The organism is Flavobacterium flavigenum, assembly GCF_027111255.2.
Lineage (GTDB): Bacteria > Bacteroidota > Bacteroidia > Flavobacteriales > Flavobacteriaceae > Flavobacterium > Flavobacterium flavigenum.
Genome location: NZ_CP114285.2, coordinates 1,168,100 through 1,190,952, shown reverse-complemented (window position 1 = coordinate 1,190,952; position 22,853 = coordinate 1,168,100). Strand labels below are relative to the sequence as shown.

Below are 22,853 nucleotides of genomic sequence, written 5' to 3'. Positions count from 1 at the left end.
ATAAAAAATGAATAAGATACTATTTAAGCTCGGGATATTATTGATTGGGTTGATGCCATTTTTTGGCACAGCACAAACCAAAGCGTTTTCTATATCTAATGGAGAATTTAAGCAAGACGGGAAAATTGTTAAAATACATTCAGGCGAAATGCACTATGCCCGTATTCCTAAAGAGTATTGGAGACATAGATTGCAAATGCTTAAAGCTATGGGAATGAATACTGTGGCAACTTATGTGTTTTGGAATTATCACGAAACAGCGCCTGGTGTATGGGATTTTAAATCAGAAAATAGAGATTTAGCTGAGTTTTTACGTATTGCCAAAAGTGAAGGATTGTATGTGATTCTTAGACCAGGCCCGTATGCCTGTGGTGAATGGGAATTTGGAGGATACCCCTGGTGGCTTCAAAATAATCCGGATTTAGTAATTCGTACCAATAACAAAGCATTTTTAGAAGCTTGTAAAACGTATTTGGAGCAGTTGTCTGCAGTGGTAAAAGGATATTTTTCTAATCAGGGAGGACCTATTATTATGGTTCAGGTTGAAAATGAATTTGGTTCTTATGTTTCTCAGAGAACAGATATTACATCTGCTGATCATACAGCATACAAAACTGCAATTTACAATACGCTTAAACAAACTGGGTTTCAAGAGCCTTTTTTTACTTCCGACGGTACTTGGCTGTTTGAAGGCGGAATGGTTGATGGCGTTTTGCCAACTTCAAATGGAGAATCAAATATCGATAATTTAAAGAAAGAGGTTGATAAATTCCATAAAGGACAGGGGCCTTATATGGTTGCAGAGTTTTATTCCGGCTGGTTAGATCATTGGGCAGAACCATTTATTAAAATTGGATCTGAGGAAATTGCAAGCCAGACTAAAAAGTATCTTGATGCAGGGGTTTCTTTCAATTATTATATGGTACATGGTGGTACTAATTTCGGATTTACTTCTGGAGCAAATTATAATGAAGAAAAGGATATTCAGCCTGATATTACAAGTTATGATTATGATGCACCAATTAGCGAAGCAGGGTGGACAACACCAAAATTCATGGCAATTCGTGAAGTAATGCAAAAGTATTCTAAAACGAAATTAGCACCGATTCCAGAGAAAATACCAGTTACAAAATATCCTAATCAGCTTATCAAATCTAGCATGGATGTTTTAAGCTGGATCAAAAAAGAAAAAGCTGTTGTAAACGATCAGCCATTAACATTTGAAAAATTAGGGCAGGGACATGGATATGTTTTGTATCGAAAAAGATTTACGCAGCCCATTTCAGGTAAATTAAAAATTGAGGGATTGAGAGACTTTGCAACAGTTTATATAAACGGAGTTTACGCGGGAGAATTGAATAGAGTTTTTAATAACTACGAGTTGGATGTTACTATTCCTTTTAACGCTAATTTAGAAATTCTGGTTGAAAACATGGGACGCATTAATTACGGTGCCGAAATAGTTCATAATACTAAGGGAATCATTAGTCCGATATTCATTAATGAATTTGAAATTAGTGGCGGATGGGAAATGTATAAAATGCCGATGAATGAAGTGCCGGTTCTTAAAAATGAAACGATAAAATCGAAACGACCAGTTTTATATGAAGCTACAGTAAACATAGATAAACCAGCCGATACTTTTCTTGATATGACAAATTGGGGAAAAGGAATTGTATTTGTTAACGGACACAATCTTGGACGCTACTGGAAAGTAGGGCCGCAACAAACGCTGTATGTACCAGGTTGTTGGTTGAAAAAAGGTGAAAATAAGTTTGTTGTATTGGAGCAGTTTAATGAAAATAGTAAAACAGAATTAACTTTTACAGATCAACCTATACTTGAAAAGCTAAATTGAGAAAACTACTTATTAAACAAAGCACAAAAACTATAAATATAAATTTATATTAAAGATGAAAAAAGGAATATTCATAATCGCTCTTTTGTTTTCGATAAATATGTTTTCACAGGCTATTTACGAAGATGAAAGATACGTGCCAGAAACAGATCCGTTGGTATTGAAAAACTTATACGAATGGCAAGGCAAAAAATTTGGTCTGCTAATGCACTGGGGTACTTACAGTCAATGGGGAATTGTAGAATCCTGGTCTATCTGCCCGGAAGATTATGGATGGTGTGAACGTAAAAAAGGGAGCAATCCTGCCAATTACAACCAATATATTGCAGATTATGAAGGTTTAAGAAAGACTTTTAATCCGGTGAAATTTGATCCTGCAAAATGGGCTAAAGCGGCTAAATATGCGGGAATGAAATACATGGTTTTTACCACCAAACACCATGACGGATTCAATATGTACGATACTAAATATTCTGATTATAAGATCACTAGTAATGACGTTCCTTTTCATACCAATCCAAAAGCAGATGTTTTAAAAGAAATTTTCAACTCTTTTAGAGGTGAAGGAATTTCAACTGGTGCTTATTTCTCAAAACCAGACTGGCATAACGAAAACTACTGGGATCCGTATTTTCCTCCATTCGACAGAAACGTAAATTACGATCCGGCTTTATATCCGGAAAAATGGCAGAAATATGTTGATTTTACGCATAACCAAATCTTAGAAATCTTAACCAACTACGGAAAAGTAGACATTCTTTGGTTAGATGGAGGATGGGTTCGTAAAAGAGACCAGGTAAACATCAAAGAATACTATGATGAGAAGTTTACAGAGAACGAAGCTAAAAATGGTTTCATCAAACACAGAGTAGTAGATCAGGATCCTAAAATGGATGAATTAGTGGTTAAAGCACGTCAGAAACAACCAGGCTTAATTGTAGTTGACAGAGCTGTTCACGGTAAAAACCAAAACTACTTAACTCCGGAAGGACGTGTTCCGGCTAAAACTTTGCCCTATCCTTGGGAATCTTGTATTCCTGCCGGCGGTGGATGGTCTTACTCTCCAGGTGCAGAATATATGACTGGAAGACAAGGTATCCATATGTTAATTGATATCGTAGCAAAAGGCGGAAACTTATTATTAAACGTGGCGCCAAGTCCGGAAGGAGAATGGGATAAAGGGGCTTATGATCTGTTACAAGCTTATGGAGACTGGATGAAAGTAAATAGCACAGCGATTTACAATACAAAACCAATCGAACCTTACAAAGAAGAAAATATCTGTTTTACACAAAATAAAGCAGGAAATGTATTTGCTTTTTATTTAGCTAAAGAAGGAGAAGATAAAATTCCGGCAGAAATTATTGTGAAATCAATCAGCCCTAAAAAAGGAACAAAAATTACCATGTTAGGTTCTAAAACTTCTTTAAAATGGACAAAAGAAGGAAACGGATTTAAAGTAGTTATTCCGGAAAACTTAAGAAATAATTTACCATGTAAAGAAGCCTGGACTTTAAAAATTGAAGCTATTTAACAGATAAAAGTATGTTTTCAATATCAAAAAAAATAATATCCAAAACAGCATGTATTTTGTATATGCTGTTTTTTAGCATCCTTATTTTTGCACAGAAAGAACCCGCAGATTTTGTCAATCCGTTTATTGGAACTTCCAACTACGGAGCCACTTTTCCAGGACCAATTGCACCAAGAGGAATGGCGAGTATAAGTCCGTTTAATGTTGCCGGAAAGCAAAATAAATTAGAGAAAGACAGTCAGTGGCTTTCGAATCCGTATGTAAACGAAAACACTTTTTTAACCGGATTTAGTCAGGTTAATATAAGCGGTGTCGGCTGTCCTGAATTAGGTGTTTTAATATTAATGCCAACAACGGGAGCTGTAGAAACCAATCATTTAAAATACGGTTCAACGTATAAAAATGAAGTGGCAAAAGCAGCATATTACAGTGTAGACATTGACAAATACAATGTAAAAGCAGAATTTACGGCATCAAAAAGAGTGGGTGTAAGCAAATTTACTTTTCCGAAAGGGCAATCGAATGTTTTACTAAATCTTGGTCTTGGTTTAACAAATGAAGAAGGCGCGATGGTAAAAGTGGTGTCTTCGACAGAAATTGAAGGAATGCGAAGTGTTGGATCATTTTGTTATAACAGTCCGGATGATGCGTACCCGGTTTATTTTGTGGCGAAATTTTCTAAACCCGCAGATAAGTTTGGTGTTTGGAAAAAGCCATCAAAATATCAAGGCACAGAAGCACAATGGATGACCTACAACGGAGAAACCAGAATGATGGATAATACCATTAAAACGGTTGTTGGCGACAGCATTGGAACTTATTTTACCTATAAGTTTGATAAACAGGAAACAGTTGAGGTGAAAATTGGAATATCATACGTAAGTATTGCAAATGCAAGAGAAAATTTAAAAAAAGAAACCGGAAACAAATTGTTTGAAGCTGTTTATAAAGATACTTACAACGAATGGAATGAAGAACTTTCGAAGATTTTAGTCGAAGGAGGATCAAATGACGACAATACTATTTTTTACACGGCATTGTACCATACTTTAATTCACCCAAATACTTTAAACGATGTCAATGGAGAATATCCGGTAATAAAAAGAAGCAAGATTGCTAAAACCGAAGGCACTCGTTATACCACTTTTTCATTATGGGATACCTATCGCAACATGCATCCGTTGACTTCTTTAGTGTATCCTAAGCAGCAATCGGATATGATAAAAAGCATGTTGGAAATGTATGATGAAAATGGCTGGCTGCCAAAATGGGAATTAAATTCAACTGAAACTTTTACCATGGTAGGAGATCCCGCAAGTATCGTGATAGTTGATGCCAGCTTAAAAGGAATTCAGGATTTTGATTTTCGCAAAGCCTACTATGCCATGTTAAAAGGTGCTGATCAAATGGAAAATAATCCACTGCGTCCGGGACTTAAAGAATATGTCGAAAAAGGATATGTATCAACAAATTATCGCGGTCCCGTTTCTACTACACTGGAATACAATACTTCAGATTATGCGATTTCACTTTTAGCGAAAGCTTTAGGCGAAAAAGAAGATTATAAGCGTTTTACAAAACGTTCATTATCCTACCGAAAATTATATGACAAGGATTTAAAATTACTCCGGCCAAGAACAGCTAACGGAAAATGGTATGAACCTTTTGATCCTGAATCAGGCGCTAATTTTCAGGAAAATGTTGGTTTCATTGAAGGAAATGCATGGCAATATGCTTTTATGGTACCGCATGATATTAGAGGATTAATCAAACTTATGGGTGGTGATAAACCTTTTTCAGATCAGCTGCAAAAGGTTTTTGACAGCAAACAATTTGATATGGCAAACGAGCCGGATATTGCGTATCCGTATTTATTCAATTATATAAAAGGAGAAGAATGGAAAAGTCAGGAAATGGTAAAAAAACTGGTTGCACAATATTTCAAAAATGAACCAAAAGGGTTACCCGGAAATGATGATACAGGAACAATGTCGGCCTGGTTGGTATATGCGATGATGGGAATTTACCCGATTTCTCCGGGAGATCCAATTTATACGATTACAGCGCCAATGTTTCATAGAGTGACAATTAAATTAGATCCAAGATATTATAAAAAAGAAAGCATTGTAATTGAAAGACAAATCAATAATGACGGAAAAATCAATTCGATTGAGCTAAACGGAAAAACACTTAACAGCTTTTTTATTTCGCACGATGATTTTGTGAATGGAACAATGCTAAAAGTGATTCAAAACTAAACACACACCACTATGTTACAATTAAGAATGAAGAAAACGGCCATTATTTTTGTAATGGCTGTTGGTTTTTTTAACCAGAGCCATGCGCAAAAAAAGTATCCGTATCAGGATGCCAAACTGCCGGTAGAAGAGCGAGTACAAGACTTGTTAAGCCGTATGACACTTGAAGAAAAAGTGCGTCAGATGGATATGTACAGAGGAGATTTTTTTAAAGAAAAGGAAGATTTTGCAAAAGGTAAATCGGCTGAAAAAATCGGGAAATTAGGAATCGGAGCAATTCATGATTTGTATCCGCGTTCAGCGAAAATGATCAACGATCTTCAAACCAACGTAATCAAAGGAAACCGCTGGGGAATTCCGGCGCTGATTATGTGTGAAATGCTTCACGGATATTTAGACGAAGGAAGTACCGCTTTCCCAATGAATATTGGACTTGGAGCAACCTGGGATACTTCTGTTTTAGACAAAGTGGGTAAAGTTATTGGTATGGAAGCTCGTGCTCATGGTGTTCATTTTGGTTTTGGTCCAAATTTAGATTTAGGACGCGAGCCAAGATGGGGACGTGTTGCTGAAACTTTTGGTGAAGATGCTTATCTAAACAGTGAAATTGGTTTGGCATTCATTAAAGGATTACAAGGAGACGATTTAAAATCGGATCGTTCGATTATTGCAGAACCTAAACACTTTGCTGTTCATGGGATTCCACAGGCGGGAGGAAATTCTTCTCCGATTTTAGTGGGAGAACGTTCAGCTCGTGAAGATCATCTGCCTTCTTTTAGAAAAGCGTTTACAAAAGGCGGTGCATTGGGAACTATGTGCGCGTATTCTGAGTTAGACGGAATTCCTTGTGCAGCGAATCATTGGTTGTTGACGGATGTTTTGAGAAAAGAATGGGGTTTTAAAGGGCTAGTAGTATCCGATTTAGGAGCAATTAAATACATTCAAACGACGCATAAAGTTGCCGATTCTCCGAAAGAAAGTATCAGAGAAGCAGTTTCTGCAGGTGTTGATATGCAGTTTTACGATTTTTCTAATGAATTTTGGCAAAATACAGTAATTGAATTGGTGAATGAAAAGAAATTGACAATGGAAAACATCGACCGTGCAGCGGGCGCAGTTTTACGTTTGAAATTCTTATTGGGGTTATTTGAAAATCCGTTTACAGATAAAAACCTGATTAAAGAGCGTTTTCATACCAAAGAAAATCAGGCAGTTGCTTTAGAAGCGGCTCAAAAATCGATGATTTTATTGAAGAATGAAAACAATATTCTTCCACTAAAAAAAGACCTTAAAAATATTGCAGTTATCGGACCAAATGCAAATGCTTCAAGAATGGGAGGTTATGCTCCTAAAAATAGTGTTGGAATGACCGTTTTTGAAGGTGTTCAACAGTTAGTTGGAAAAACAGCGAATGTGGTTTATGAAGAAGGTGTGCCGCTGATCGTAAAAGGACAGGCAATTCCATCTAAATATTTATTTACTTCAGACGGATCTCAAAACGGATTAAAAGGAGAATATTTTAATAACAGAAATTTAGAAGGAACTCCAGCTCTTACTCGTATTGACAGCCAATTGGAGTTTGACTGGCCCTGGGCGCCTGGTGATGGTGTTAATGTAGATGATTTCTCTATTCGCTGGACAGGTTACATTCAATCAGACAAATCATTTGATGGCTGGTTAGGTTTAAGTTCTGATGATGGAATCAGAATGTGGGTTGACGATCAATTGGTTATCGACAACTGGACAAAAGGAGCTACAAGTATCGTAACTACTCCAAAAAATATTGAAGCAGGTAAAAAATATAAAGTCCGCATAGAAATGTGGGAAGGAGGCTGGGGAGCCAGAGCGCACTTGCGTTGGAACTTAGAAAAAGTAAACATGCAGCCGGCAATCGACGCTGCTAAAAAAGCCGATGTTGCGATTGTAGTTTTAGGAGAATCAAACGAATTGGTAGAAGAAAACCGAGATGTTGCTGATTTGAATTTACACGGAATGCAACAGGAATTAATAGAAGCAATTCAAAAAACAGGAACTCCGGTAGTTTGTGTTTTGTTAAACGGTCGCCCACTTTCTACCAACTGGATTGCTGATAATATTCCTGCTGTCTTAGAAGGCTGGTTTCCGGGAGAATTTGGAGGAAGAGCTGTAGCTGATGTTTTATTTGGAGATTACAATCCGGGAGGAAGACTTCCAATTACAGTTCCGAAATCAGTTGGACAGTTACCTATATATTATAACCAAAAGCCATCTGCGATACACAGATATGTGGCAGAGAGTGAAAATCCGTTATTCAATTTCGGTTTCGGATTAAGTTATACGAAGTTTGAATATGCGAATTTGACTCTCAGCTCGACTGAAATCAAAAAAGACGGCGAATTGAAAGTGCGCGTTGATGTGAAAAACACAGGAGACAGAGACGGAGATGAAGTGGTACAATTGTATATAAACGATGTATATAGCTCTGTAACAACACCTCAAAAAACGTTAAAAGGTTTCAAAAGGCTTAACATCAAAAAAGGAGAAACTAAAACTGTTGAGTTTACCCTTACACCAGATGAATTATCTGTTTGGAACAGAGAAATGAAACGAGTTACAGAGCCTGGAGATTTTGAAGTGATGGTTGGAGGAAATTCTACAGAATTACAGAAGCTGAATTTTACTGTTATAGAGTAATGCTTTAATGCAAATCAAAATAAAATATTTAATGTTTTGGTTGTTTTGTTTAGAATAATTTTGTGAATATGGTAAATCACAAAGATTAATTAAATACTGAATAGTAAAACGTAAGGATTTTATTAGTGAAATAGAATTTTTTGGCAAAAAAATGCCCAACACCTTTTCAAAGATGTCATTTGTCGAAATAATGATTTAGTTAACAAATCAGATTCATAAATTTAACATGTTATTAACTCAAAAGACAATTAAACTATGAATCAAAAAGTATTAAAATTACTGTTTTTGTTTTTCCTGTTCGGGGTTCAAAATCTTCAGGCTCAAACAGCTACAGTAACAGGAACAGTCACTGATTCGCAAGGGATGCCAATACCAGGAGCGAATGTGAATGTTAAAGGAACTAAAACAAATACATCGACAGATTTTGATGGGAAATATACTATCTCTGTTCCTAATCAATCAGCGACTTTGATATTTTCTTATGTAGGTTCTGCTACAAAAGAAGTTTCTGTAGCAGGCCTGACTACTGTTAATGTAGTTTTAGGCGCAGGCAGTGAACAATTAGGAGAAGTTGTTGTAACTGCACTTGGTCAGTCTAAAGAGAAAAAAGCTTTAGGTTATGCTACGAGTGTAATTAAGTCTGATGCACTTGTTAAGACAGGTTCGGCTACTGTAGCTAATGCCCTGTATGGGAAAGCACCAGGTGTTCGTATCACTTCTACTCCGGGAGGAGCCGGAAATATCAATATTCAGATTCGTGGTATCAACTCTATCACAGGGAAGAACCAACCGCTTATTGTTTTGGATGGTGTTCCAATTCGCGATGGAGAGGCTAAAAATAATGATTATTGGGCAGACCAGCGAATTAGAAGCAATGGTTTAGCAGATATAAATCCTGAAGATATTGAGAGTATCTCTATTCTAAAAGGCGCTTCGGCAGCTGCATTGTATGGTTCTGAAGCTGTAAACGGGGTGGTCTTGATTACATCGAAATCCGGTAAAGGTAAAAAAGGGTTTGGTGTAGATTTCAGTACCAGTTACGCACAAAACCAAATTGCATACTTGCCAAGATTTCAATATGAAAGAGGTCCGGGCTGGACAAATGCAAATTATTCTTCCGGATATTTGGCACCAGATGGTTTCGCTCATTATGATACAAATGGTGATGGAATTGCTGATACCAGAGGTGTTTCAGCTAGTAGTAACAACTTTGGACCTTGGTTCGATGGTCAGCCAATTATGTCATGGGATGGAGTTGTTCGTCCTTATTCTGCTCAAAAAGACGGGTACAAAAATATGTTCCAGGATTCATGGGATAGCGTAACAAACATCGCGCTGTCTAACAATACTGACAATAGCAGTATTCGTTTTTCTTACACCCACAATGAATCGAAAGGTCTCAGTATGGGAAACATGAATAAAAAGAATACGCTTAACCTGAATGCATCATTCAAAACTGGTGAAAATTTGAAAACTGATGTAATTGTGAGTTATATGAATCAAAATGTTCATAACCGTGCTATTGGTATGGATCGATTGATCAATAACTTTACGGGTATGATAAGTCCTTTTGATAATGGTGATTGGTACAAAGCTAAATACAGAACCAGTTTAGGATACAAATATGTAACGGGTTCAAATCAAAGTTTAACTCCGGATGAAAATATTATCCGTAATGGCTTCAAGGCAGATGTTGCTGATTATTTTTGGAATACAGATGCAAATCAACAAGACGAAATCACAAATCGTTTGATTGCCAGTGTTACTGAAACCTATACGATTAATCAGGATTTGAAATTACGTGGTCGTGTTTCTACAGATTTAACTTCAGTAAATGTAGAAACTAAAAATCCGGTTGAAAAGCCTTTGGTTTATGGATTTGGTACTGGTTCTTATCAAATGGATGCCAAAGACTATAATATTCTTTATGGAGATGTGATGCTGACATACAACAAAAAAATTAATGAAGCTTTTGAAATCGGTGCTTCGGCAGGTTATACAGCTACAAGGGAAACAGGTTCTACTTTAGCAAGATTTACAGATGGTGGTTTGAGCGTGGAAGGCTGGTATGATATGAATGCTTCAGTAAACATAGCAAAGAGTACGGATACAAAATATAAAGTTGTAAAAGACGCTGTATTTGGAACTATAAATGGTAGTTACAAAAACTATTTGTTCCTTGAAGGAACATTAAGAAGAGATCGTACTTCTACGATGAATCCTAATAATAATGCATTTACATATCCTTCTGTAAATTCATCTTTTGTATTGTCTGAAGCGGTTAAATTACCAGAAGTAATCAGTTATGCAAAACTACGTGCTTCATGGGGTATTGTGGGTAACTACCCAGAGTTGTATAAGGCAAATGTAGCTTACAATCAGACTACATTAGGTAATCAGGGTACAAAAATTCCGGTATTGATTACAAATTCTATGGATAAATATGGTAACGAACTGATAAAACCTGAGATGAAAAATGAATATGAGTTTGGTTTTGAAACCAAATTCTTTGACAGAAGATTGGGACTGGATGTTTCTTACTATAATGCACAAGTTAAGGATCAAATTCTAGATTTGACATTGGCACAAACAACAGGGGCATCATCAGTTTTAGCGAATGTTGGAGAATTGAGTAATCAGGGAGTTGAAATCGCTTTGACCGGTACTCCAATAAAAACGACATCTTTTTCCTGGGATGTTACTTTAAACTGGGCGAAAAATGTAAACAAGGTCGTGAAACTGGCTAACGGTGCATCTGAATTATTGCATGCAGACTATGATGGTTCAGCAGCTCAATTAAAATCAGTAGTAGGTGATCCAATGGGAGGTATTTATGCACATCCCGTAAAGACAGATGCTAATGGTAATAAAATGGTTGACTCTGATGGATTTTATATGATTGATGGGGATAAATGGGAAAAATATGGTACTGCAATGCCTCAGGGTGTGGGAGGTTTGTTGAACTCATTTACTTATAAAAATTTCACTTTAGATCTTAATATTGATTATTCTTATGGAGGTTCTTTGATGCCTACAGGTGTTAATTGGATGACTTCAAGGGGATTAACTGAAGAAAGTTTGAACTACAGTACGAATGAGCGTGGTGGTCTGACTTATTATGTTGATGCAAATGGCAAAGGGGTTCAGGTTCCTAACAGTGCTACTTCCGGACCAACTGGTCAAACATTATATCGTGATGGTATGCTGATGACTGGTGTGACAGCAGATGGTGCACCAAATACGAATGTAATTTCTCAGGCTGGTTATTATAATATGACTTATAACTGGGGAGGCCCTCAATACAGCAGCTCACGTTATGAATTGTATATCAAGGAAAACAACTATATAAAAATGAGAGAGATATCCTTGTCTTATAGTCTGCCAACTGCATGGGCCAGTAAAATGGGTGCTTCTAAAGTTAATTTTTCTGCTTATGGCCGTAATTTGTTCTTCATCTACAGATCAATTAAGGATATGGACCCTGAAGCCACTACAGCAGGTTCTAAATGGTCTCAAAATATAAACAATGCAGGAACAAATCCGGCAACGAGAAGCATTGGTGTTATGTTGAGAGCTTCTTTTTAATTTGATATTTCATAATTTAAAAAATATAACATGAAAAAATTATTATATATATCGCTAACAACTGCAGCTGTCTTTTTTAGCTCTTGTTCAAAAGATGATTTTGCAGATGCGTATCCAAATCCGTCTACGGTTGAAACAACTAATGTATCCAAACAGTTTGCCGGATTTATGAAAATTAATTATGAGGATGTAATTCCTTCTTATTGGAATTATTATACGGTTCTAAAATCTACTTCTCTTAGCTACACGCAGGCGCATGGGTTTGTAAACTCATCAGGACGTTATGTTTCAGGTGCTGCACCAACTAATAGATGGGATCGTTTTTATAAATTCATTGTGCAATATAGAGAACTGGAAAAAGTAATGGCTGCTTTGCCAGCTGCTAAACAGGCTGAAAACAGAATTTATACCATTACTTCAACGATTTATTTATACGATCATACTCAAAAAATGATTGATAATTTTGGAGATATTCCTTTCTCTAAATCCGGTTTTATTAGTGTTGTTGGAACTAATTATGCAGCTGCATTAGCTAAGTATGATAATCAAACAGAATTATATACTATGATGCTGGATCAATTGAAAGCCTTTTCTGCTGAATTGAATTCAATCACTTTGTCTTCTGATGTGGAACTAGATTTCAAAAATCAGGATCTGATCAATAAAGGAGATTTGGTAAGCTGGAAAAACTACTGTAATTCTTTACGTCTAAGAATGTTGAACAGAGTTTCGGCAGTTCCGGCTTTTGCAACACGAGCAAATACTGAAATGGCTGAAATCATTGCAAGCGGACAAATTGTAGATGAAAATATTGAAAATATTGCTTTCAGGGTTTATACTCAGGATAGTGATTTAGATACTTCAGGTTTTATTAATGCTTTAGAAGATGATTTAAATAATCTTGCTCCAAAACCAATGATTGATCACATGAATGCAAATAATGATCCTCGTAAACCCTGGTTGTTTGAAAAAGGATCACGTGTAGTAAACAATGTGACGATAGTTGCTCCAACTTATGAAGGACTGGATCCTACATTGGCATCGGGTGCTCAGACACAACTAATAACTGATGGTAAGATTGCTGTATACAATCGTTCCGTTCTAAGCAGAAATAAATGGTTGCCGGGCACGTTAATAAATGCCCCTGAAATAAACCTGATTCTTGCAGAATACTATTCAAGAAATGGAAACGCTGCAACAGCTGAAACGCATTTCAAAAAAGCCATCAGACAATCTGTAGAGTATTATGTAAGATTAGGAGATAAAGCAGATGTCCTGAACTGGAAACCAACTGTAGAGCCAACATCGGCTGAAATTGAGGACTATATTACGGCTATAAATTTTGCCGGAGCTACAACACCAGCAGCTCAATTGGAATTAATTGCTTTTCAAAAGTACATTCATTACAACATCATGCAGGCTGATGAATCCTGGGCTGAACAAAGAAGATTAAAACTTCCGGCATTACCATTCCGTGAAGATGAAACAAGCAGTATCAGAAAAACACCTCCAACACGCTGGACATATCCAACTTCGGAGAGTGTTTATAATCCGGATAATTATAATGCTGTTAAAGCAAATGATAATCTAAGTACCAAAATATTCTGGGATGTAAAGTAAAATTTCAATAATAATGTGCGATTAAAGCACTTGTAACAATTAGTAAACAGAGGTGAGAATGTTGTTCTTGCCTCTGTTTTTAAGGTTTTATCCAGTTTAAACTTTGACAAAAATTAGATATAAATTATTTCTACATACATGATAAAATTTTTTAGTACCATATCGTTGTTTTTTTCTTTAGTACTCTTTTCACAAACAAAATCAGAGGTATATAAAATTACGTATGATAAATTTGAAAACGGAAAAAAAACAGACGGGAATACCGAAATCTATGTAAACAATCAAATCGTTTTTTTATCAAAACTTACTGATAAAATACAGCAATACATTGATTTAAAAAACAATTATAACGTTAGCACCATTAAGAATGGAAATACTGTTTTCAAAAAAATAACTCCATTTGACAGTCTGCCTGTTCCTAAAAAAGAAAATGATACCCGTGTGATACTGGGATATGATTGTAAGCATGTTTCTTTTTCTTATTTTTCAAATAGAATTGATGTCTGGTTTACTGAAAAAGCTGCTGCAAAGGGAACTCCTAACAGTAATTATTTGCCTGATAAAAATGCACTTGTACTCCAAATGGTTTACAATGGCAATCAGACCCTGACAGCCAATGCTATCACTAAAGTTAAAAATTATCAGCCGCTTGTTAATTATGATGATAAGACAATAGTGGTAGATAAGTCAGAATTTGAAGAAATTATCATTAACTCCAGGTATACTAAATTACATGTTTTTGAGAATGAAAACATAAATTATGACCCTAAGTCAGTAATTCCAAATGAAAAAGACCTTATTGCAGACAAGGTTTTTCATTTTTCTAAAGGAAGTGTGGTTTTGAAAAAGATAAAAATTACTCCGGAACTTAGAAACAGCAGTTCGATTTTTGCAAAATTAACCTGTAAGTCTAATGGGGATGCGTATGACAGGACTGGTTCAGTATTCATTATTCCAAAAAATAATGAAAACACAACTACATTATTAGATGCTTATTTAAATGGCTTAGACAAATTACCAGTTTATACAGACAATCAAAAAAACAAATATCAGGGTATTAAAAAAGAAGATGGCTATTTGCCGGCAATTGAAATAATGAGATTTTTTACGCCATTTGGAGTTAATTACTTTAATGAAAAACGAAAAATAAATAATTACAACTGGGCAAAAGAAGTTGTTTATAAAGAAGAAGTCACATCTCTTATTCCTATTGATGAAGATGAAATCTGGATGGGTGTTTTTATAGGCAATTATGATGCCGGAGGCCATACAATAAGTCTTGAGTTAGATATTTATCCATCGATGAACAATAAAGTAAGCAAACCGGCTAAGAAAAAGTATATAGAGCCTTTATTTTCGACAGTTAACACTATGGAAATGTCGGGTCAAAATTATGGAGGTCTTTTTGCTAATGATACTTTAAAAGTAAATTTTGAAATTAAGGATGAGGTAGAAAACTTACAACTTTTGTATACCACAACAGGTCATGGTGGCTGGGAAAATGGAGATGAGTTTGTACCAAGAATGAACAAAATATTGGTTGATGGTCAGGAAGTTTTTAAAGTTATCCCCTGGCGAACTGATTGTGCAACATACCGATTGTCTAATCCTGCTTCAGGAAATTTCCCTGATGGTTTATCTTCCAGTGATTTAAGCCGTTCAAATTGGTGTCCGGGAACATTAACACCTCCTTATATTATTCCGATGGGGCTTCCTAAAGGCAATCATGTAATAGAAGTAGTTATAGAACAAGGTCCAAATGAAGGTCCCAGCACAAACCATTGGAATATTTCTGGTGTTTTGGTGGGTGAATTGAAAAATTAATTGCGAAATGAAAATGCCTTTAAAATTTAATTGTGTAGTGCTGTTATTCATTCTGACAGCTTTTTCCTGTAGGTCATTACAAACTAATCCAAAAGCCGTTACTATTACTCAAAATTACATTACCGAAAATCCTGTTACAACAGCGAGCCATGCCTCAACATTGGTAGAAATAGAACCTAATTTCCTTCTTGCTGCCTGGTTTGGCGGAAAATATGAAGGTGCGAAAGATGTCAGTATTTATATGGCTTCTTATAAAGAAAAAAAATGGTCAGCCCCTAAAAAAATTATTGAGCCGTTAATTAAAAATGGAGATATACTGCCTTGCTGGAATCCGGTTTTATTTAAAAGTAAGGCTCAAAATTTATATTTGTTTTATAAAGTGGGCAAAAATCCGAGGGAATGGTTTGGTGCTATGATAGTTTCTAAAGATAACGGAAACACGTGGAGCGAGGCAAAATATCTTCCAAAAGGAATATTGGGGCCAATTCGAAATAAACCAATTGAAACTTCACCCGGAGTTATTTTATGCGGAAGCAGTACCGAAAGTATCGATGATAATAAATGGCGCGTATTTATAGAAACGTACACCGAAGCAACAGACAGCTGGACAATAACGGATATTAATGACAGTAAAAATTTCGATATCATACAGCCCACTTTTTTAGTTCATTCATCTAAAAAGATTCAGATTTTATCACGAAGCAGGCACAATAAATTAATTTCAAGCTGGTCAGAAGATAATGGCAAAACCTGGCAGAAAACAGACAGTATAAACGTTGTGAATTCGAATTCGGGAATAGATGCACTAACTTTATCCAATACATCATTTTTATTGGTTAATAATCCATTAAAGATGGGTAAAGACTGGTTTAACGGAAGAAATGTCCTGGATGTAGAATATTCTAAAGATGGGGTGTCCTGGAGGAAATTATTTGATTTAGAAAATCAAAAAGAAGGCGAATTCAGTTATCCCGCCATTATCCAGACCTCAGATAAAAAGATACATGTTTTATATACGTATAATCGTAAATTTATTAAACATACAACTTTTGATTTAAAAAATAAATAAATAATAATAGGCTTATTTTTACGGATCTTTTTGTTGGTTTTATTTTATAAATATCCGTTTTTATCCACGTCTTCACTAAGTGAACCAGCATCATCTGCGTTCAATTCCATAAATAATCAATTATGAAATTAAAACTTCTTGTAACGATCACCGTTTTTTGCTTCACATTCGGGAATGCACAAAATTCGCAAACCTTTTACAAACACGACAAATACCTTTCTTCGGATAAGTTAGAAGGGCGTTTTCCGGGAACCAAAGGCAATAATGAAGCAGCTGCTTATATCAAAAAGTATTTTAAGAAATACGGTTTAAAAAAATTTGATAACAACTATTATCAGCCTTTTAAACTTTTTGTGAAGGAAGGAATAAACAAGATGAAATCAGATAGTGTTTGGACCCAAAATGTTGTAGGATATCTGGAAGGTTCTGATGAAAAACGTAAGAATGAATATATAGTAGTAGGCGCTCATTATGATCATTGGGGATGGGGCGGACAAAACTCAGGCAGTAAAAAGAAAGAAGCCTTCGCCATTCATAACGGAGCAGATGATAATGCCTCCGGAGTTTCGGCATTGCTCTGCATACTTGAGGAATTATCAAAAGCTAAAGTCAAACCCAAAAGAAGTATCATTTTTATCTCTTTTAGTGGTGAAGAGGAAGGGCTGTTAGGTTCTAAATATTTCGTATCTCATTTGCCCGTTCAAAAAGAAGCTGTCAAAGTAATGTTGAATATGGATATGGTGGGAAGGCTAAATGAAGAGAAGCAAATTTACATGGGAGGCGCCGGAACGTTTCCAGATGGAGTAGAATTGATGAAGAAATTAGGCGTAAACAGTAACCTTAATCCAGTTGTACATGCTGGTGAAGTGGGAGGATCAGATCACGTCTCATTTTATAAAGCTGGTATATCTGCTGTGGGATTCCACACCGGTGGCCACCCACAATATCATACACCCGAAGATGATATTGATTTAATAAATACTGAAGGAGGTGCTTTGGTAACTCAATATATTTATAATGCTTTAGTAGCAATTGCAAATGATCCGGAGCAACTTTATTTTATTAAGCAGGATTAGGAAATCTTTGGTAGTTGTTTTGTTTTGAAATACTTACTGCTAAAATGATATACGGTGCATACCAATTCTCTAAATTTATATAAATGAAAAGTCCCACCGAAGCAGGACTAAAGATTTTCATCTACGGCATATAGCCTTATTGTGATAAGATTAAAGATTAGAAATTTTAATCAGTTGTAAATATATGTAATTATATTATATTTGCAAAATAAAAAAGGAGGTGCTGAAGACACCTCCAATCTTAATTGTAATTTTGAGTTTGCAATTTAATGTTAATGAGGCATTGTTGCTACTTTTCAACTCGGGATATGTTTGCCGGTCTTAAATTACAAAAGCAAGATTGGTTTTTGACCATTTTTACAATAGCTAATGAGACTATTTAAAAACTCTTACTCAACTTAAAGCACCTTTATGGTGCTTTGCTTTTTCTAATCTTTTGTCAAATCACAATCTTATATTTTATGCATATATAAATCTATAAATTAGGTTTACTTATATTATATGCTATACATAAATATTAATATGTTATATATGCAAATGTAATATAAAATAATTATCTTTACCAAAGGTTTTTTGTTTTATTTTTTGATGGTATGATTTTTTGATAGAAAATAATTATGTAAAACCGTAACGACAAGAATATTTTCCTGTGTAAATTTAAAATCTTCAAACAGACAGATTATTATGGCAAAAATTTTAGGATTAGATTTAGGAACGAATTCGATTGGGTGGGCGATTCGAGATACAAATAAAGAAGGAAATCAGATTTTAGATTCGAATGTTATTGTTTTTCCACAAGGTGTTGGAGAAGAAAAAGGAGTGGAGTTTTCTTTGGCTACAGAAAGAACTAAACACAGGGCTTCAAGAAAATTATACAGAAGAAGAAAGCAAAGAAAAACAAATTTGCTGAATCTGCTGATTGATAATGGCTTTTGTCCGCTGACTACAGATGAATTATTACTTTGGTCTGTATACAAAAAAGGACAAGAGATGAAATATCCAACTGAGAATTTTGAATTTTCTGAGTGGATAAAAATAAATCCTTATGAAGTAAGAAGCAAAGCTGTTAATTCTATAGTTTCAAAATTTGAATTAGGTAGAGCTTTGTATCATATGTGTCAAAGAAGAGGTTTTAAAAGCGGAAGAAAAGATGCAGATGCTGGAAAAGATTTGGAAAGATATTTGGAGGAAAAAGAACTGTTAGAAAAGAATGGTTTCAAAACTTTAGGCGAATATTATTTTGACTTATTAAGAAGAAATGAGAAAGTAAGGAAGACAAAATTTAGTGCCGATGATCAGGAAGTAAATTCTTCAAGAATTAGTTATGTTGAAGAGTTTAATTTTTTGATGAAAAGCCAAAATGTTGAAAAAAAATTAGCTGATCAATTTTTTGATACCATCTTTTTTCAAAGACCTTTAAAATCTCAAAAAGGTTCTGTTGGCAAATGTACTTTAGAAAAAACAAAGTCACGCTGTGCCATAAGTCATCCATTGTTTGAGGAGTTTAGAATGTTTCAGTATCTAAACTCTATTAAAGTAAAAGAGCGTAATAGCGATACTTTTGTTTTTCTATCCGATTATCCGGATTATTATAAAATTGCAGAAGATAAATTTTACAGGGTAAGTGCTAAAAACTTCAAATTCGTTGATATCTCAAAAAGCATTAATAATCAGGCAAAAAAAGAAAGTCTGTTTTTTGAGTTCAATTATAATGATAAATACCCTGTTGTAGGAAGTCCAACGGTAAGTAAACTGATAGAAGTTTTTGACGCCAAAGATTGGAATGATTGTAAAAAAGTAATTCAGTCAAAATACAAAAAACAAGATAATAAAACAGTAGCTGAATTGGTTGATGAACTTTGGCATACATTGTTTTTTTCGGGAGATTTTGTCAACGATATTACTTCTGAGAAAGTAAAAAGTTTTATCAGGGATCGTTTTTCAATTTCTGAAGAAAAAGTAAATTATTATGAAAGTATAAATTTAAAACAAGGCTATTCTTCTTTGAGTAAAAAAGCAATTTTTAAGATTTTGCCTTATTTAGAAGAAAAAATAATTTATCCGTATGCTGTTTTCTTCGCAAATGTTGATGTCATAATTGGAAAGGAAAAATGGAATGAAAATAAGCAATTTATTCAAGATACCATTATTGATATTATTTCAGGCTACAAAGATGAAATATTAAAAATTGATATCGTTAATGGTTTGGTTGGTGATTTTATTAAGGAATATGATAATTCTAATTACGATTACATTCTTGATGAAACAGACAGAAACAATGTTTTAGAAAAAATCAAACTTTTCTATGGAAAATATCTTTGGGATAAAATGTCTGAAGATCAAAAAGAAGCACTTCAAAATGAAATAGAAATTACTTTTCAGCAACAATTACAGAAAAGAAGAATTGGCGGATATTATTTATCTAAACCAAGAATTGATGAAATTATCAAAGACTTTTTAATTAGTGAATATAAAGTTTCAAAAGAACAGGCTGATAAATTGTATCATCCTTCTGCAATGGACGCTTATCCGCAAAGTCAGGACGGTTTTTTAGGATTACCATTTACCAATTCGATTAAAAATCCAATGGCAATGCGTACTTTGTTTTATTTGCGAAAATTAGTCAATACGCTATTAAAAGAGAAAAAAATTGCGCCCGATACCGAAATTATTATTGAGTTAGCAAGAGAATTAAATGATAAAAACAAAAGATTAGCAATTGAAAGATGGCAACGTGAAAGAGAAAATGAAAACAAGAAGTTTAGAGAGAAATTAGAGGAATTTGCAAAAGATACCAATTCAATTGTTACCGAAACGGATGTGATAAAATACCGATTATGTCAGGAACAGAATAATAAGTGTTTGTATACCAATGAAACGATTAGCTGTGAAAAATTATTGGGTTCCAATCCTCAATTTGATATAGAGCACACTTTTCCCAGAAGTAAATCATTTGATAATTCATTAGTCAATAAAACATTGGCTGATAAAAAGTTCAATCAAATAAAAGGAAATCAAATTCCACAAAATCTCAATGATAAGTACAAGCAAAATTTCATCAATAATACACTTCATTGGAAAGAAACTATTGAAAGTTTAGAAGAAAAGATTGAACAGCAAAAGTATTTTTCAAAAGTTGCCAGTACCGTTGAGCAAAAAAACAGAGCCATTCAACAACGACATTATTTAAAATTAGAATTAGATTACTGGAAACAGAAATTATATCGATTTATGGCGACTGAAATCAAGCCTAATTTCAAAAACAGCCAGTTAGTTGATACAGGAATAATTACTAAATATTCTGAATTATTCTTAAAATCATTGTTTCAAAGAGTTTTTCCTGCGAAAGGTTCAATGGTTGCTGATGTTCGAAAATCTTGGGGGTTGGAAGCAAAAGATCGTAATTACCATTATCATCACGCAATTGATGCTGTAGTTCTTTCTTGCATGGATAAAAATATTCGTGATGGTTTGGCTGAGGCATTCAAAGAATCAGAAGAGAATCGATATAGTGATAAATTCAAAATCAAAAAGCCTTGGAGTACTTTTACAGAAGATGTTAATCAATTAAAAAATGATATAATTGTGGTTCACAATCATAAAAATACGATTGATAAACAAACAGTAAAAAAGTTAAGAAAGAGGAATAAAATTCAATACGACAAATTAGGAAATGTTGTTTATGAAAAAGGCCAGGGAATAAGAGCTTCATTACATAAAGATACTTTTTATGGCGCTATTGAAAGAGAAAATGAAAACAGTGAAAAAGAAATGTGGTTTGTTATTCGAAAGCCTGTAACAAATGCGTTTTCAGAAGCTGAAGTTAATGCTATAGTTGATGAAGGAATCAAAAATAGAATTTTAAAACACGGACTTAAAAACATTAGAACTCCAGAAGGTTGGATTTTATTGCCAGGGGAAGCAGATCCTAAAGGAAAGGAAGTCAAAGAAATGCTAATTAAAAAAATCCGTGTTAAAACAGCCAATAAAAACCTGCCAAAAATAAAAGCACAAAGCCACTTTACGCAAGGAAAAAGAAAAGAATATAAAGAAAGTTATTATGCTACTTTAGAAAACATATTTGCGATGGCGATTTATGAAACTGTGAATGATAAAGGTAAAAAAGAACAAACTTTTAATACTATTTCGGCATTTGATTTGGCAAAACACAATCAAGGAAATGCTAAATTAGAAATGCCAGTTGAAGAAAATATATTTAAAAATAAAGGCAAAAAGACTGAGGTTTTGATTCCATTATCAAAGATCTTAAAAGTGAACCAGATGGCTATTTTTTATGAAAATAATCCAGAAGAATTAAAAGCAATTTCTAAAGAAAATTTAAGTAAACGATTGTTTAAAATAACACAATTTGAGAGTGACGGAAGAATTCAATTCCGCCATCATGCTCAAGGCGGAGCAGATAAAGATTTAAAAAAAGAATCATCTTTGGATTTTGAAAAATCTGCTCAAAAACTAAGAATTAGTTTAAGCAATATAAAAGCAATTTATGAAGGAAAAGATTTTATACTGCATCCCTCCGGAAAAATTGATTTTTTGATTTAGTAAAAATGATGTATATTTACACCACTTAACTTTTTTAATTATGCCAAGACAAAGTATCACTTTAGCCAAACAAAATGATGAATGGTTAAAAAATCAAGTCGCAGAACACGAATTTACGAGCAAAAGTGAAGCGATTAATTATCTCATTAAAAAAGCACGTTCGCAAGAGGAATACTATGATTTTGTGCGCAATAAGATTGAAAAAGCAGAAAAAAGCGGTCATAGTACTTTGACTAAAGAAGAGCTTTTAGCAAAGATAAAAAGCAAGTACAATAATGTATAGTTATGTTTTGACAAAAGATGCTGAAGATGATTTAGAGCGGATACATGACTACGGTGTTGCTAAATTTGGAATGCTTCAGGCGGATAAATATTATGAAATGTTTTTTCAATGTTTTGACAAAATTGCATCTAATCCTTTTATGTTTCCAAATTCGGATTATTTAATGAAAGGTTATCGTTACTGTGTTTGTGGTGTCGATACTATTTTTTACAGAATTATCAATGATGATATGGTTGAAATTGTAACAATTGTTGGAAGGCAAGAGTATTAAAAAGTTCATTGACATAATTTTCAAAATCTTAAACCTCTCAAACCACAACTTAAAGATGTGGCATCCGCCCAGAATGGATGCAGTAGCTTTAAGTTGTGGTTTGATTAAAGATTAGAAAACACGATATTGATTGTTGTCAGCGGCAAAGGTATCAATGGGTTGTGGTTTGATTAAAGATTAGAAAACACGATATTGTTGATGGCATTTAAAGGAATGATGTCATAGTTGTGGTTTGATTA

Annotated in this window: 12 protein-coding genes and 1 CRISPR repeat array (1 of these 13 cut by a window edge); all 12 genes read left to right on the top strand. The window is 34.4% G+C overall.

The window, feature by feature from the left end; translation table 11 throughout:
• Positions 1-7: 7 nt before the first annotated feature.
• The 12 genes from OZP09_RS04325 to OZP09_RS04270 all read left to right on the top strand — a co-directional run bounded on the left by OZP09_RS04325 (position 8) and on the right by OZP09_RS04270 (position 22,614).
• Positions 8-1,858 carry a beta-galactosidase gene (locus tag OZP09_RS04325; protein ID WP_281310357.1) on the top strand — a complete coding sequence of 617 codons (1,851 nt, stop codon included), beginning with the start codon at positions 8-10 and terminating at the stop codon, positions 1,856-1,858.
• 55 nt (positions 1,859-1,913) lie between these two features.
• Complete coding sequence (locus OZP09_RS04320) at positions 1,914-3,392, top strand: alpha-L-fucosidase (RefSeq protein ID WP_269236704.1); 1,479 nt, start codon at positions 1,914-1,916, stop codon at positions 3,390-3,392.
• 11 nt (positions 3,393-3,403) lie between these two features.
• The gene (locus tag OZP09_RS04315; protein WP_281310356.1) at positions 3,404-5,650 is read left to right on the top strand and encodes a GH92 family glycosyl hydrolase; all 2,247 of its coding nucleotides are present in this window, start codon (positions 3,404-3,406) and stop codon (positions 5,648-5,650) included.
• A gap of 12 nt (positions 5,651-5,662) precedes the next feature.
• A complete protein-coding gene (locus OZP09_RS04310; RefSeq protein WP_269236702.1) occupies positions 5,663-8,323 on the top strand; it encodes a glycoside hydrolase family 3 N-terminal domain-containing protein in 2,661 nt (886 codons plus the stop codon).
• Positions 8,324-8,578: 255 nt separating this feature from the next.
• Positions 8,579-11,908 (top strand): SusC/RagA family TonB-linked outer membrane protein, encoded by a 3,330-nt coding sequence (locus tag OZP09_RS04305; RefSeq protein WP_281310355.1) that lies wholly within the window; start codon positions 8,579-8,581, stop codon positions 11,906-11,908.
• Between the two features lie 30 nt (positions 11,909-11,938).
• Complete coding sequence (locus OZP09_RS04300; RefSeq protein WP_281310354.1) at positions 11,939-13,528, top strand: SusD/RagB family nutrient-binding outer membrane lipoprotein; 1,590 nt, start codon at positions 11,939-11,941, stop codon at positions 13,526-13,528.
• A 138-nt stretch (positions 13,529-13,666) separates the two neighbouring features.
• Positions 13,667-15,352 carry a PNGase F N-terminal domain-containing protein gene (locus tag OZP09_RS04295; protein ID WP_281310353.1) on the top strand — a complete coding sequence of 562 codons (1,686 nt, stop codon included), beginning with the start codon at positions 13,667-13,669 and terminating at the stop codon, positions 15,350-15,352.
• Positions 15,353-15,359: 7 nt separating this feature from the next.
• Positions 15,360-16,421, top strand: coding sequence for a sialidase family protein (locus OZP09_RS04290; RefSeq protein ID WP_281310352.1), 1,062 nt, complete (start codon positions 15,360-15,362; stop codon positions 16,419-16,421).
• A 122-nt stretch (positions 16,422-16,543) separates the two neighbouring features.
• Positions 16,544-17,497 (top strand): M20/M25/M40 family metallo-hydrolase, encoded by a 954-nt coding sequence (locus tag OZP09_RS04285; RefSeq protein ID WP_269236697.1) that lies wholly within the window; start codon positions 16,544-16,546, stop codon positions 17,495-17,497.
• A gap of 684 nt (positions 17,498-18,181) precedes the next feature.
• The gene (gene cas9 / locus OZP09_RS04280; RefSeq protein ID WP_281310351.1) at positions 18,182-22,060 is read left to right on the top strand and encodes a type II CRISPR RNA-guided endonuclease Cas9; all 3,879 of its coding nucleotides are present in this window, start codon (positions 18,182-18,184) and stop codon (positions 22,058-22,060) included.
• Between the two features lie 40 nt (positions 22,061-22,100).
• Positions 22,101-22,343: a ribbon-helix-helix domain-containing protein gene (locus OZP09_RS04275; protein ID WP_269236694.1), complete on the top strand. Its 243-nt coding sequence runs from the start codon at positions 22,101-22,103 to the stop codon at positions 22,341-22,343.
• The gene (locus OZP09_RS04270; RefSeq protein WP_269236693.1) at positions 22,336-22,614 is read left to right on the top strand and encodes a type II toxin-antitoxin system RelE/ParE family toxin; all 279 of its coding nucleotides are present in this window, start codon (positions 22,336-22,338) and stop codon (positions 22,612-22,614) included. The genes OZP09_RS04275 and OZP09_RS04270 overlap by 8 nt, the downstream gene beginning before the upstream one ends.
• A gap of 92 nt (positions 22,615-22,706) precedes the next feature.
• A CRISPR array of direct repeats spans positions 22,707-22,853; the repeat unit is 36 nt; unit sequence GTTGTGGTTTGATTAAAGATTAGAAAACACGATATT; it runs 3,055 nt beyond the window's last position.